Annotated in this window: 14 protein-coding genes and 1 pseudogene; 7 read left to right on the plus strand and 8 right to left on the minus strand. The window is 61.4% G+C overall.

Going from position 1 to position 11,384, the window contains the following annotated elements; genetic code table 11:
• The first annotated feature begins 198 nt into the window (after positions 1-198).
• Entirely contained in the window at positions 199-585 is a 387-nt protein-coding gene (locus BW989_RS06160) for a VOC family protein (RefSeq protein ID WP_242651345.1), read from the plus strand.
• Positions 586-672: 87 nt separating this feature from the next.
• A complete protein-coding gene (locus tag BW989_RS06165; protein WP_076586534.1) occupies positions 673-942 on the plus strand; it encodes a hypothetical protein in 270 nt (89 codons plus the stop codon).
• Positions 943-964: 22 nt separating this feature from the next.
• Here BW989_RS06165 and BW989_RS06170 read toward each other — a convergent pair whose 3' ends face one another.
• The 8 genes from BW989_RS06170 to ffh all read right to left on the minus strand — a co-directional run bounded on the left by BW989_RS06170 (position 965) and on the right by ffh (position 7,232).
• Complete coding sequence (locus BW989_RS06170) at positions 965-1,369, minus strand: RNA-binding S4 domain-containing protein (protein WP_076586535.1); 405 nt, start codon at positions 1,367-1,369, stop codon at positions 965-967.
• Positions 1,370-1,446: 77 nt separating this feature from the next.
• Positions 1,447-1,860: a 50S ribosomal protein L19 gene (rplS, locus tag BW989_RS06175; RefSeq protein WP_076586537.1), complete on the minus strand. Its 414-nt coding sequence runs from the start codon at positions 1,858-1,860 to the stop codon at positions 1,447-1,449.
• A 113-nt stretch (positions 1,861-1,973) separates the two neighbouring features.
• Complete coding sequence (trmD, locus tag BW989_RS06180; RefSeq protein WP_076586538.1) at positions 1,974-2,711, minus strand: tRNA (guanosine(37)-N1)-methyltransferase TrmD; 738 nt, start codon at positions 2,709-2,711, stop codon at positions 1,974-1,976.
• Between the two features lie 9 nt (positions 2,712-2,720).
• Positions 2,721-3,245 (minus strand): ribosome maturation factor RimM, encoded by a 525-nt coding sequence (rimM, locus tag BW989_RS06185; protein WP_076586540.1) that lies wholly within the window; start codon positions 3,243-3,245, stop codon positions 2,721-2,723.
• Positions 3,246-3,290: 45 nt separating this feature from the next.
• Complete coding sequence (rpsP, locus tag BW989_RS06190) at positions 3,291-3,548, minus strand: 30S ribosomal protein S16 (RefSeq protein WP_076586542.1); 258 nt, start codon at positions 3,546-3,548, stop codon at positions 3,291-3,293.
• An 83-nt stretch (positions 3,549-3,631) separates the two neighbouring features.
• Positions 3,632-4,699: a M48 family metallopeptidase gene (locus BW989_RS06195; protein ID WP_076586543.1), complete on the minus strand. Its 1,068-nt coding sequence runs from the start codon at positions 4,697-4,699 to the stop codon at positions 3,632-3,634.
• Positions 4,665-5,765 carry a YjgN family protein gene (locus BW989_RS06200; RefSeq protein WP_083688331.1) on the minus strand — a complete coding sequence of 367 codons (1,101 nt, stop codon included), beginning with the start codon at positions 5,763-5,765 and terminating at the stop codon, positions 4,665-4,667. The genes BW989_RS06195 and BW989_RS06200 overlap by 35 nt, the downstream gene beginning before the upstream one ends.
• A 96-nt stretch (positions 5,766-5,861) precedes the next feature.
• On the minus strand, positions 5,862-7,232 hold the full coding sequence (ffh, locus tag BW989_RS06205) for a signal recognition particle protein (RefSeq protein ID WP_076586545.1): 1,371 nt from the start codon (positions 7,230-7,232) through the stop codon (positions 5,862-5,864).
• 78 nt (positions 7,233-7,310) lie between these two features.
• On the opposite strand from ffh, the gene BW989_RS06210 reads away from it, so the two are divergent.
• The 5 genes and pseudogenes from BW989_RS06210 to BW989_RS06225 all read left to right on the plus strand — a co-directional run bounded on the left by BW989_RS06210 (position 7,311) and on the right by BW989_RS06225 (position 11,381).
• Positions 7,311-8,099 carry a cytochrome C assembly family protein gene (locus BW989_RS06210; RefSeq protein ID WP_076586547.1) on the plus strand — a complete coding sequence of 263 codons (789 nt, stop codon included), beginning with the start codon at positions 7,311-7,313 and terminating at the stop codon, positions 8,097-8,099.
• Positions 8,100-8,184: 85 nt separating this feature from the next.
• Entirely contained in the window at positions 8,185-8,652 is a 468-nt protein-coding gene (locus BW989_RS06215) for a MarR family winged helix-turn-helix transcriptional regulator (RefSeq protein WP_076586549.1), read from the plus strand.
• Positions 8,653-8,656: 4 nt separating this feature from the next.
• Positions 8,657-8,875: a hypothetical protein gene (locus tag BW989_RS12795; protein WP_242651347.1), complete on the plus strand. Its 219-nt coding sequence runs from the start codon at positions 8,657-8,659 to the stop codon at positions 8,873-8,875.
• Positions 8,872-10,113, plus strand: coding sequence for an efflux transporter outer membrane subunit (locus BW989_RS06220; RefSeq protein WP_242651350.1), 1,242 nt, complete (start codon positions 8,872-8,874; stop codon positions 10,111-10,113). Before BW989_RS12795 ends, BW989_RS06220 begins: the two co-directional genes overlap by 4 nt.
• A gap of 56 nt (positions 10,114-10,169) precedes the next feature.
• Positions 10,170-11,381: pseudogene (locus BW989_RS06225) on the plus strand (multidrug transporter).
• Positions 11,382-11,384 lie beyond the last annotated feature (3 nt).

Genomic DNA, 11,384 nt, shown 5'->3' on the forward strand with positions numbered 1-11,384 from the left:
ACACCGGCTGCCTACGCCAAACAGTTGGCAGCCAAAGCCGCTACGATGAACCCCGGACTCTAAACAGCCCCGCTACTGAAAGCGGGGGGACGTCGTGACGTCATTCGTGGGCGGGTCAAACTTTAGTTGCCACGATCAGCACCAGCAGGGCCTGAATCAAACCCACTCCAGCTGGCCCGAATTCACTTCTATGCAGGAATGACAATGGAGCGCGTAACAGGAATTGGGGGGATATTCTTCAAATCATCAAACCCTAAATCACTAGGCGACTGGTACAAAAAGCACCTTGGACTTGATGTGACTGATTGGGGCGGCGCGCTGTTTCGCTGGGGCGGTGATGGAAGTACACGCGGAACCACCGTGTGGAGCCCATTCTCTGAGGACACGACTTATATGGAGCCCGGGAAATCGCCCTTCATGATCAATTTTCGTGTCGCCGACCTAGAAAGCCTGCTTGCTGCCTTGAGGAGTGAAGGCTGCACCGTGATGGAAAAGTCGGAATCATCAGAGCAAGGAAAGTTTGGCTGGGTGATTGATCTGGATGGCAACAAGATTGAGCTGTGGGAACCGGCTCCCGGCTACTGACAGCAATTGTTTGGGCCATGCGCTCACTCAGGCCAGACAATTGACAGATAATTGATCCAGCATCCACTTCATTTCCCAGGTAACGCGATGAATCCAACTTTGGTCATCATCTTTTTTCTTGCAACCGCCCCCATTGCACTCATGCCCAGCATCATTTCGCTTTTCACACGGCACAAGTCGCGCGCAACGATCGTCGGGATCAACCTTGGGCTGTGGGCATTGATTTTTATTGGCGCCTGGAATTTCACGATTGGTACTTCCAGCGCTTTTCAGCTCCCTACCTTACTTGCATTGGCTGCTTGGTTGGTCCTGCTTGGTTACTCGATCCGCAACACGAGCACCAAATCCAAGGCCTGATGTCATTTCGATCAGATTGCCACTAAATCGCGTCTATATCGCCTAGCGCACGAATCAAACGCCGCGCGCGCTTGTCTGGTCTGGATTCCGGCGCGCGGTACCCTGCATTCGCTGCTCGTGCCAATGCGCGTGCGTTTTCACGGGCTACTCGAGAGGCATCACTTTCTTCGTAAAGCGTGCACGCAAAGCTGGGGGGCCCACGCTTTTCTGCCAAGGCCATGACCTGGATGTCGAAAATTTCAGCGGCACGCTCAATTTGCATGCGCAAGCCTGGACGCACCATGCGAGATGGCTTGGCGTCTTGGTTTTCAACCTTGACGCGTCCCAATTCGATCGCCTGTTTTGCAAGACTGCGTGTCTTGAAAAAACGTGCGACCCAGAGCCAAGCGTCCAGTCGCATTCCATCAATGACAACTGGATCGTTCATCAATCAAGCACTTCAGCATTCCCAAAATGCAAACGGCCGCACTAGGCGGCCGCTGCGGTATAACTCGTCGCAAACACTTACTCAGCAGCTGCGGCGGCGGCCTTCGCCTCGTTCTTGGCCTTGGCGACGGCGGCCAGATCCTCGCGGATGCGGGCAGCACGGCCTTCCAGACCACGCAAGTAGTACAGCTTGCCGGCACGGACAGCGCCGCGACGCTTGACCTTGACCGACTCGATGATGGCGCTATGGCTCTGGAACACGCGCTCGACGCCGTAACCATGCGAAATCTTGCGCACGGTGAAGGCGGAGTTCAAACCTGCGTTCTTCTTGGCGATGACCACGCCTTCATAGGCCTGGACACGTTCACGGTTACCTTCCTTCACCTTGACGTTGACGATCACGGTGTCGCCGGGGCCGAATTCGGGCAGCTTGCGCTCGGCCTGGGCCGATTCGAATTCGTTGAGGAGGTTGTTCAAAGACGGCTTGCTCATGGGTATTGCCTGTGTATTTGTGGTTTATAAGCGTGAGTGCGCGTGGACCCACGTCTTGGCTGGTGGAACGAAGCCGCTAAGTATAACGGGCTTTTCTCTACACAGACAAGGGCTTAGCTGTCTTTCTCTATCCTGCTCAGCGCCTTGGATTCGGCTGGGCTTAACCGCGCAGCCTCGAGCAAGTCCGGACGCCGCTCAAAGGTGCGTGAGACGGACTGGGCCCTGCGCCAGCGGGCGATCTCGGCGTGGTTGCCGGAGAGCAGCACCTCGGGGACGCGGCCAAAGGGGTGATCCACTGGACGGGTGTAATGCGGGCAATCGAGCAGGCCATCGCCCTCGAAACTATCCTGGACGGCGGATTCAGCATCGTTCAAGGCGCCTTCCTGCAGCCGAGCTATCGCATCGATCAGGACCGCAGCCCCCAGCTCGCCGCCCGAGATGACGTAATCCCCCAGCGAGATCTCTTCGTCAACCTCGTGCTGGATGAAGCGCTCATCGACACCCTCGTAGCGGCTGCAGACCAGGGCCAGGCGAGGCATGGCAGCCAGCTCGCGTACCCTCGCCTGCGTCAGCGGGCGGCCCTGAGGACTGAGGTGAATGACATGCAGCGGGCGCTCGTCGGCCTTTCGGGCGGCCGCCAGCGCGCGCGACAGCGGGTCGATCATCATGACCATGCCGGGGCCGCCACCGAATGGGCGGTCATCGACACGGCGGTAGCCGCCCTCGGCAAAATCGCGCGGGTTCCACGCCTCGACTTGGACCAATCCCCGCTCGCAGGCGCGACCGAGCACACCGAAGGCCACCGCCTGGCGAATGAAGTCAGGGAACAGGGTGAGGATGTCGATGCGCATGGCGACGCGTCAGAAATCAGGATCCCAGTCGACAGTGATGACGCCGGTATCGAAATCCACCTGGGTCACTACGTCCGGCTGGATGAACGGAATCAAGCGCTCGCGGTCGCCGCGCACGGCGAGCACATCGTTGGCACCGGTCGCGAACACATGATCGAGGATACCGAGTGGCACGCCGCCGACCGTTTCCACCCGCAAGCCTTCCAGATCGACCCAGTAATACTCGCCGGGCTTCGGTGGAGGCAAAGCCTCACGCGGGACGTAGATTTCGGTCCCACGCAGGGCCTCGGACGCATCGCGATCCTCGACACCGGGCAGTTGCGCAACCACCCCCTTGGCGCCGCTGCGACCGCGCACGCCTTCCAGAGCACGTTCGTTGCCACGCGCATCGCGCAGCAGCCACGGCTGATACCGAAAGATCGCGGTTTCAGGCTCGGTGTGGGAGCGGATTTTCACCTCCCCACGCACACCAAACGCACCCATGATCTCGCCGACCAGGATGCGTTTGCCGGAAATTGTGACGGAAGCAGTCATCGGGCTTCCGTCATGTCAGCACTGGGCCGCGTGGCGGCCACGGGCTCAGGCAGCTGCCTGAGCCTTGTTGACGTCCTTGTACAGCGCGCCGACCTTGTCGGTCATCTGGGCACCGTTGCCAATCCAGTGATTGATGCGCTCGAGGTTCATTTCGACACGCTTCTCGTTGCCCTGGGCAACCGGATTGAAGAAACCCACACGCTCGATGTTGCGGCCGTCGCGGGCGCTGCGGCTGTCGGTGACGATGATGTGGTAGAAGGGGCGCTTCTTGGCGCCGCCACGGGTAAGGCGGATCTTGACCATGATTGACTCGGTATTGCCCAGCTGCCGGGATGGCAGGGTAAGCCGGAAATTATAGCGCCCCTGGTCTGGCCGGGCAAACCCCCTCAGCGGCTGGCGTCTGCAGCCTCGGCAGCACGGACACGCTCCTGGCTGGGCGGGTGGGTGGAGAGGTAGCCGATCACACTGCCATCCACATCCTCCATCCCATGCGCCTTCATCAGCCGCGCCATCAGGGTGGCGAAGTCTCTCGGCGACTTGCCATGGCGCTTGAGTAGGGCGAAGGCGTATTGGTCGGCCTCGCGCTCGTGGTCGCGGGAAAAGCCATTGCTGAGCAAGGTGGCCGGGATCGATACCGCGAGAGACGAGCCGGTCGCATCGCCCAACATCAAGCCAGCCAACACAAAGACCGAAGAACCTTCGATCGCCCCGCGGACGCCATGTCGATGCACATGGTGGCCAGCTTCGTGGGCCAACACGGCCAATAGTTCATCATCGGATTCGGCCAATTCGACCAGTTGATCGGTCATGTAGATACGTCCGTCCGGCAGGGCGAAGGCGTTGGGGCCGATGCCCGCTGCATTCACCAAATTCAGGCGCATCTGATCGGCGCGCGGCTCGCCGGCGACCAGTCTTTTGAATTGCGATTGCAATGCTTGCTGCCGTGCGTCAGGCAACTCGGTGGGTTGGAGGTGGAACCTCTCCAGCACCTTCACGACCTGGTTGCTGGCGCTACGCTCGACCGAAGCCGGCAGGCGCTCGGCGATCTTGAGCGCAGCCCAGGGCAAACCGTATTGCAGGAAGCCGACGATCAACGCGACGGTGATCAAAGCCGATGCGGCGATGGCGTATTTGCGTCGTTCCAGCCAATCGGCGAAAGCTTCAACGCGGCTCGGTGGGCGCGGGAACCACTCATCCAACGTTGGGGAGTCGGCCAACTCGATGCACCCGCCATCGGGCAAGGTCAGTGTGCGCGGCGTACGCCCCAAACGAGGGCTGATGCGGATGTAAGCCAAGGGCCAGTCATGGATGCTCTCACCAGCGTCCCCGGTGTCGGCTTGCAGCCAGTCGCCATTGCGCGACACCTTCACCGTGCGCAGGCGACTGCTGCGGCCGTCTGACCACTGCCCTTCCATCACGTCAGATCCCAAAATCGAGGCCGGCATCGAGCGCATCGACCAACTCGGCACCGGTCGCGCCTGCGTGCATCTGCGATGCGGCCGCGAACTCATCCAGATCACCCGTGGCAATCAAGGTGAAATGCTCGGCGCGATAACGAGCCAGCCGAACCATCGCCCACGGCACCGCAAGGCCAAGCGTGAACAGAATCGCGACGATGTTGCTGAGATAGATCCAGGTGACATCACGCACGCGCAGCGTCGATTCGAACCGATGCAACATCAATGAAGTGTTCTGCCACATCAGGTTGGTGTAGCGCACGCGCAGATAGGTCATGACGAAGAACAGGCCTCCATAGAACACGAAGAGGAACATCATCATTCCAAACAACAAGGCTTCCTTGTCTTCGCTGCCGCTGCTCTTGGTGGCCGCCGTGTATGCACCCACCAACATCACGCCGATAATGATGGCGAGGATGCCCAGACCCAACGCAACGAAATACGCGGGGTAGTACTGGCTCGATTCCCCTTTGAAAGCGAACCGCTTGACACCGAAACGATGTCCTTCGACCACGAACTGCTGTTTGGCCGCTGACGCCATCGGGTACAGCAAGGTCAGGGTCATACTGGTGATGATGTTCCACATCAGGAACGGCATGTAAGCATCGCCGGCAGGTTGGTCGAAGCGGAAACTGAGGCCTCGCCACACCGAGTTGCGTGCGCGGAAGCGCAGCGACCAGACGATGATCATCGGCATCAACAAACCCACAGCCATGATCAGCAGGAAGTAGAGCGCTGGCATGAAGTTGGATGTCAGCGCCAAGGTGATCACCACTGCATAGGCGATCAAGCGGCCCTTGAGGATGGCGATGGGATCGGCGGTGTACTCGAAGGCCGAGCCAGCAAGCCGCGTATTCGAATAGAAATAGCGCTCGGTGCGCACCTTTGCCCAGGCCGAATAAATGCCGAGCGTGAGGATGCTGAGCACGACGTTGACGATCCAGATACCGAAATACTCGCCTGCATGCCCGGAGAAGACGGGCTTGTGCCGCCTTTCAGGCAGTGGCGGCGGGTTGTGCGGCGCAGGGCCGGGCTCTGCGTCCGGCCAGATTCGGTACTCCATGTGCTCCCCTTGTCTTCCTTGTCGGTCTCCCCAGACCGTGCGTTGCTACGTTAGCGCATCAACGCAGGTTTCTTTAAGACTGTGATGTGACGCGGGTCAACGGAACGGCATGCCGCCGCCCATCATTCCCTGCATGCCGCGCATCATGCCTTTCATTCCCTTCATGCCGCCGCGCCCCAGCTTGCCCATCATTTTTTCCATCTGCTGATATTGCTTGAGCAGACGGTTGACGTCAGCGGGCTGCACACCAGAACCACGAGCGATGCGCGCGCGGCGCGAACCATTGAGCAGCGTCGGGTTGCGACGTTCTTTGAGCGTCATCGAATTGATGATGGCGATCTGACGCGGGATTTCCTTGCCAGTGACCTGGTTCTTCACCGAGTCCGGGATCTGGCCCATGCCCGGCAGCTTGTCCATGAGGCCCGACAGCCCCCCCATGTTCTGCATCTGCTCCAGCTGGTCGCGCATGTCGTTGAGGTCGAACTTCTTGCCCTTGGCGACCTTCTCCGCCAGCTTCGCCGCCTTGTCCTTGTCGACGCCGGCCTCGACCTGCTCAACCAGTGACAACACATCGCCCATGTCGAGGATGCGGCTGGCAACGCGATCGGGGTGGAACACATCCAGACCATCGGGCTTTTCGCCGACGCCGATGAACTTGATCGGTTTGCCCGTGATGTAGCGCACCGACAGCGCCGCGCCGCCGCGCGCATCGCCATCGGTCTTGGTGAGCACGACGCCCGTGAGCGGCAGCGCTTCGCTGAAGGCCTTCGCCGTGTTGGCGGCGTCCTGGCCGGTCATTGAATCGACCACGAACAGCGTCTCGACCGGATTGACCGCGGCGTGCAGCGCCTTGATCTCGACCATCATCGCCTCATCAATCGCAAGGCGGCCGGCGGTATCGACGATCAAGACATCGGCGAAGGATTTCTTCGCGGCATCAATCGCCGCACGGACGATGGCTTCGGGCTTCTGCGTTTCATCGGAGGGGAAGAACTCCGCACCGGCCTGACCAGCGAGTGTCTTCAATTGTTCGATTGCGGCCGGGCGATACACGTCGGCGGACACCACCATCACCTTCTTCTTGCGCTTCTCTTTGAGATGCTTGGCCAACTTGCCGACCGTTGTCGTCTTACCAGCACCCTGCAAACCCGCCATCAAGATGACAGCAGGCGCTGGCACATTGAGATTCAGATCGCTGGCCTGCGCGCCCATCACGTTGGTCAGTTCGTCGCGCACCACCTTGACCAGCTGCTGGCCTGGGGTCAGCGACTTCATTACCTCCTGCCCCAGCGCGCGCACCTTGATGCGTTGGATCAGCGCCTGCACCACAGGCAAGGCGACATCGGCCTCTAGCAGGGCGATGCGCACTTCGCGCATGGCTTCGGTGATGTTGGATTCGGTCAGGCGGCCACGGCCGCGCAGACGGTTAATGGTGCCGGACAGGCGTTCGGTCAATGATTCGAACATGGCGATAAGTGCCTTGAATGCAGTCCACAAGTATAACGGCCACTGACTTGGTGCCGCCCTGCATGCGACACTGGCGCGATGATCGTCACCTGCCTCGCCGTCGCTTTGTATCTGGCTGCCACCTTGCTGCTGGGCCTGTCTTTGCGACGTCAGGAAGGCACCCGCAATCGCGGCTGGTTGCCGCTAGCGGTGCTGGGCATCGTCTTCCACGGCGAAATCCACGCCACCGCCTGGCGCCAAGCCGGCGCACCCGACATGCATTTCTTCGCGGCCCTGTCGCTATCGGCGTTGGGTATGGCGGCCCTCACCAGCCTCTTCGCGATGCGGGGACGGATGGCGGCGTTGGGCGTGATCGTGTATCCGCTGGCCGCGCTGTTTGCCCTGCTTTACTCGCTGCACGGCCATTCACGCCCGGCGGCGATGGATTGGCAGCTGCAGCTGCATGCTTGGTGCGCACTGCTGGCTTACGCCACGCTGGCGATCGCAGCCCTTTTGGCGGTGCTGCTGTGGCTACAGGAGCGCACGCTTCGCCGTCGCGAGTTCCACCGCTGGCTGCGCATCCTGCCGCCGTTGACGGAACTGGAAACCCTGCTCTTCCGGACCATTGCGGTCGGATTCCTATTGCTGACGGCAACACTCCTGACCGGCGCCCTCTTCGTGCATGACCTGTTCGCCCAGCATTTGGCCCACAAAACCGTGTTGTCGATCCTGTCGTGGCTGGTCTTCGGCATCCTGATGTTCGGCCGCTGGCGTTATGGCTGGCGTGGCCGTACGGCTGCCGCCATGGCCCTTGGCGCCATGCTGTTCCTGTTCCTGGCCTTCTTCGGCAGCCAGTTCGTATATGACTTCATTCTGAAACGCGGTTAGGGGCATCACATCCCCCACCGTGCGGTTATTTGCCGTTGATATATTTGCCTTGACAAATATTGTCTGGGCTATAAAACCGCGCTCCATGAATACGAAGTCCTGCGCCGCCCCTCAGCAAGATGAAGCTGCTTCTTTCGGCATCCTGCTGCGCCAAGTCCGGGATCTCTCACGCACTGCGCTGGAAGCCGAATTGGCTGCCGCCGGGCATGACCTCAGCTTCAGCCAATACATCACCCTCAAAAAGGTGGCGATGGGGTGCGTCAGCCCGGGTGAACTGGCCCGCGCGGCCGAACTCAACCCCGGCGCAATGACGCGAGTCCTGGATCAGCTGGAGGCCAAGGGCTTGCTCCGCCGCACTGCCGATCCCGATGACCGCCGCGCCTTGCGCATCGAACTTGATGCCAGCGGCGAAGCCCTGATCCCCACCATCCGCAGTTGCGGAGCGCGCGTCCTGGCACGCGCGCAGCAAGGGATGAGCCCTGCCGAACAAGCCGAGTTCCAACGCATGCTGGAACTTATCCGCGACAACCTTCTAGACGCCCGCCAAGGCTGACTCCATGACTCCCTCCACTCTCTCTCGCCGCACTACGCCGGCGCTGTTGGCGATCCTGATCGCCGGCTGCGCCAGTACCCACGGCCTCTCTCCGCACTCCACCCTGCGCGATGTTGATCGCCTATCAACCGCTGAATCTTTGTCGAAGGCCGATGTTTCCCCCCCGCCTGGCCAGATGCTGAGTGGTGGGAGTCGCTCGGTGATCCCAACCTCGACGCGTTGATCACCACTGCACTCGAAGGCACCCCCTCACTCGATGCTGCCGATGCGCGCCTGCGCAAGGCACTGGCGCAGGCGGGCTTGGCCGAGGCAGGCCTCAAGCCGACGCTGGGTGCGAGCGCCTCACATACCCACATCAACGTGCCGGAATCGCTGCCCGAGCCCATCGGCGGCACGACGGTCGGTTCGACCATGCTGTCACTACGCTTCGATTGGTCGCCGGACCTGTGGGGCGGCAAGCGCGCACGCTACTACGCTGCACTGGGCGCGGTACGCGCCAGCGAGGCCGAAGCCCAGGCCGCCCGCGTCATGCTGGCAGGCAACATCGCCCACACTTGGGTGGCGTTGTCGCAAGCCTATGCGATGCAGGATGTCGCCGTAGCCGAGTCCCAACGCAACGTGGGCCTGCGCAAGCTGTCCGAGCAACGCGTGCGGGCCGGCATCGACAATCGCATCGCGCTGGTGCAGATCGAAAGTGCCGAGGCCGCCGCACGTGCACAAGCGGGCGCAGCCGCGCAGCAAATTGAAGCGCTGCGCAACGCATTGGCGATGTTGGCCGGGCAAGGCCCCGACTTCGGCCTGACGCTATCGCGCCCGCAGCTGTATGCGCCCTCACTGCGCGTGCCCTCGGTATTGCCGAGCGATCTGGTATCACGCCGCGCCGACATCACCGCTGCACGTTGGAGGGTCGAAGCGGCATCCCAATCGATCAAGGCCTCCAAGGCGGATTTCTATCCGACCATCAACTTGGCCGCGATGGCGGGCGTGGTAGGCAGTTCTCTCTCCAGTCTCTTCAAGAGCGAATCGACCTTCGCCTATGCATCCCCGGCCATCACGCTGCCGATCTTCGATGGCGGTCGCTTGCGCAATCAATTGGCCGGCAGCAATGCCGACTTTGACCTGGCCATCGCCCACTACGACCAGACCGTACTGAACGCGCTGCGCGAAGTGATCGATGCTACGCAATCGGCTCGATCACTCGAATTGCAAATCAGCGATGCTCGCCGCGCGCGTGATGCGGCGGAGAAATCGGCCTCGCTGATGTTGCAGCGTCGCCAGGCTGGGCTGGCCAACCAACTCGACGTGCTCGACGCACAACGACCGTTGCTGCAGTTGAACCAACAGCTCGCTGTACTCGAAGCACGCCGCATCGACAGCGCCGTGAACCTGGATATCGCTCTTGGCGGTGGCCTGCCGGCCGCCACCCTTCCCGAATCAAACGACAAGCCCGCATCGCCATGACCACCGAACCGAACGCCCAATCCGAGTCCAAGGCCCAGCCGCAGGTCTCCACCCCTATGCCGCCGAGTGCACCCACTCCCACGCCCCAACAGCGCAAGCGCAAAAAAGCGCTTTTGGTGCTGACCGCGATCATCACGCTGGCAGCGACAGCATGGATTGCGTGGCATTTCCTCGTCGGCCGCTGGTCGGAAGAAACAGAGGATGCGTACGCGCAAGGCAACGTGGTCACGGTGACGCCGCAGACCGGTGGCACCGTGGTCGCAATCGGCGCGGAAGACGGCCAGAAGGTTGTCGCCGGGCAAGTGCTCGTGCGCTTTGACGCCGCCGATGCCGATGCCGCTTACCAGCAAGCCGAAGCCGGCTTGGCCAATGCGGTGCGCCAAGTGCGCGGCGTGTATCGCGCTGTCGATGCTGGCCAGGCCGAGGTGTAGGCACGCTTTGCCGCCGTTCGCCAGGCACAGGCCGCACTCGCTTCTGCGCAAGCCGATGTCGCACGTCGTAGTGGCTTGGTCGCCAGTGGCGCCGTGTCTGCCGAAGAACTCGCGCATGCACGCACCCAACTTGCCACCGCGCAGGCGACACTCGCTTCGGCGCAGGCTGCGGTATCCGGCGCGCGCGAAAACGTCGAGCGCAACCGCGCGTTGGTCGACAATTCCGGCATCCGCAACAACCCGCAAGTCACTGCCGCCGCCGCGCAATTGCGCCAGGCTTGGCTCAACAAACAGCGCACGCAAATCATCGCCCCCATCGACGGTTTCGTCGCCAAGCGCACTGTGCAGTTAGGCCAACGCATCGCCCCCGGTACGCCGCTGATGGCCGTCATTCCGCTGCAAGACGTGTGGGTGGATGCCAACTTCAAGGAAACGCAGTTGAAGAAGCTGCGCCTGGGCCAGCGCGTGGAACTGACCTCCGAGCTGTATGGCGATGATGTCGTCTACCACGGCAAGCTGCAGAGCCTGGGCCTTGGCACTGGCAGTGCGTTCTCGATCCTGCCGGCGCAAAACGCCAGCGGCAACTGGATCAAGATCGTGCAGCGTGTACCTGTGCGTGTGGAACTGGACCCGAAGCAATTGCAGGAACACCCGCTGCGCCTGGGATTGTCGATGGCGGTCAAAGTCAATCTGCATGACGAAGGTCAGGGCCTGCTACCGACCGCGCCCACCGGCACGCCCACTCATGGCACCGATGCATACGACAAGCACCTGAAGGATGCCGATGCCGCGGTCAATGCTGTGATCGATGCCAACCTCGGCAACGCACGCGACTAAGCC

This window comes from Solilutibacter tolerans, assembly GCF_900155935.1.
Classification (GTDB): Bacteria; Pseudomonadota; Gammaproteobacteria; order Xanthomonadales; family Xanthomonadaceae; genus Solilutibacter; species Solilutibacter tolerans.

Bases quoted from the DNA above. Each gene is read 5' to 3' on its own strand.
- BW989_RS06160 (WP_242651345.1), top strand. From the start codon at position 199: ATGACAATGGAGCGCGTAACAGGAATTGGGGGGATATTCTTCAAATCA.
- BW989_RS06165 (WP_076586534.1), top strand. From the start codon at position 673: ATGAATCCAACTTTGGTCATCATCTTTTTTCTTGCAACCGCCCCCATT.
- BW989_RS06170 (WP_076586535.1), bottom strand. From the start codon at position 1,369: ATGAACGATCCAGTTGTCATTGATGGAATGCGACTGGACGCTTGGCTC.
- rplS (WP_076586537.1), bottom strand. From the start codon at position 1,860: ATGAGCAAGCCGTCTTTGAACAACCTCCTCAACGAATTCGAATCGGCC.
- trmD (WP_076586538.1), bottom strand. From the start codon at position 2,711: ATGCGCATCGACATCCTCACCCTGTTCCCTGACTTCATTCGCCAGGCG.
- rimM (WP_076586540.1), bottom strand. From the start codon at position 3,245: ATGACTGCTTCCGTCACAATTTCCGGCAAACGCATCCTGGTCGGCGAG.
- rpsP (WP_076586542.1), bottom strand. From the start codon at position 3,548: ATGGTCAAGATCCGCCTTACCCGTGGCGGCGCCAAGAAGCGCCCCTTC.
- BW989_RS06195 (WP_076586543.1), bottom strand. From the start codon at position 4,699: ATGCGCTCGATGCCGGCCTCGATTTTGGGATCTGACGTGATGGAAGGG.
- BW989_RS06200 (WP_083688331.1), bottom strand. From the start codon at position 5,765: ATGGAGTACCGAATCTGGCCGGACGCAGAGCCCGGCCCTGCGCCGCAC.
- ffh (WP_076586545.1), bottom strand. From the start codon at position 7,232: ATGTTCGAATCATTGACCGAACGCCTGTCCGGCACCATTAACCGTCTG.
- BW989_RS06210 (WP_076586547.1), top strand. From the start codon at position 7,311: ATGATCGTCACCTGCCTCGCCGTCGCTTTGTATCTGGCTGCCACCTTG.
- BW989_RS06215 (WP_076586549.1), top strand. From the start codon at position 8,185: ATGAATACGAAGTCCTGCGCCGCCCCTCAGCAAGATGAAGCTGCTTCT.
- BW989_RS12795 (WP_242651347.1), top strand. From the start codon at position 8,657: ATGACTCCCTCCACTCTCTCTCGCCGCACTACGCCGGCGCTGTTGGCG.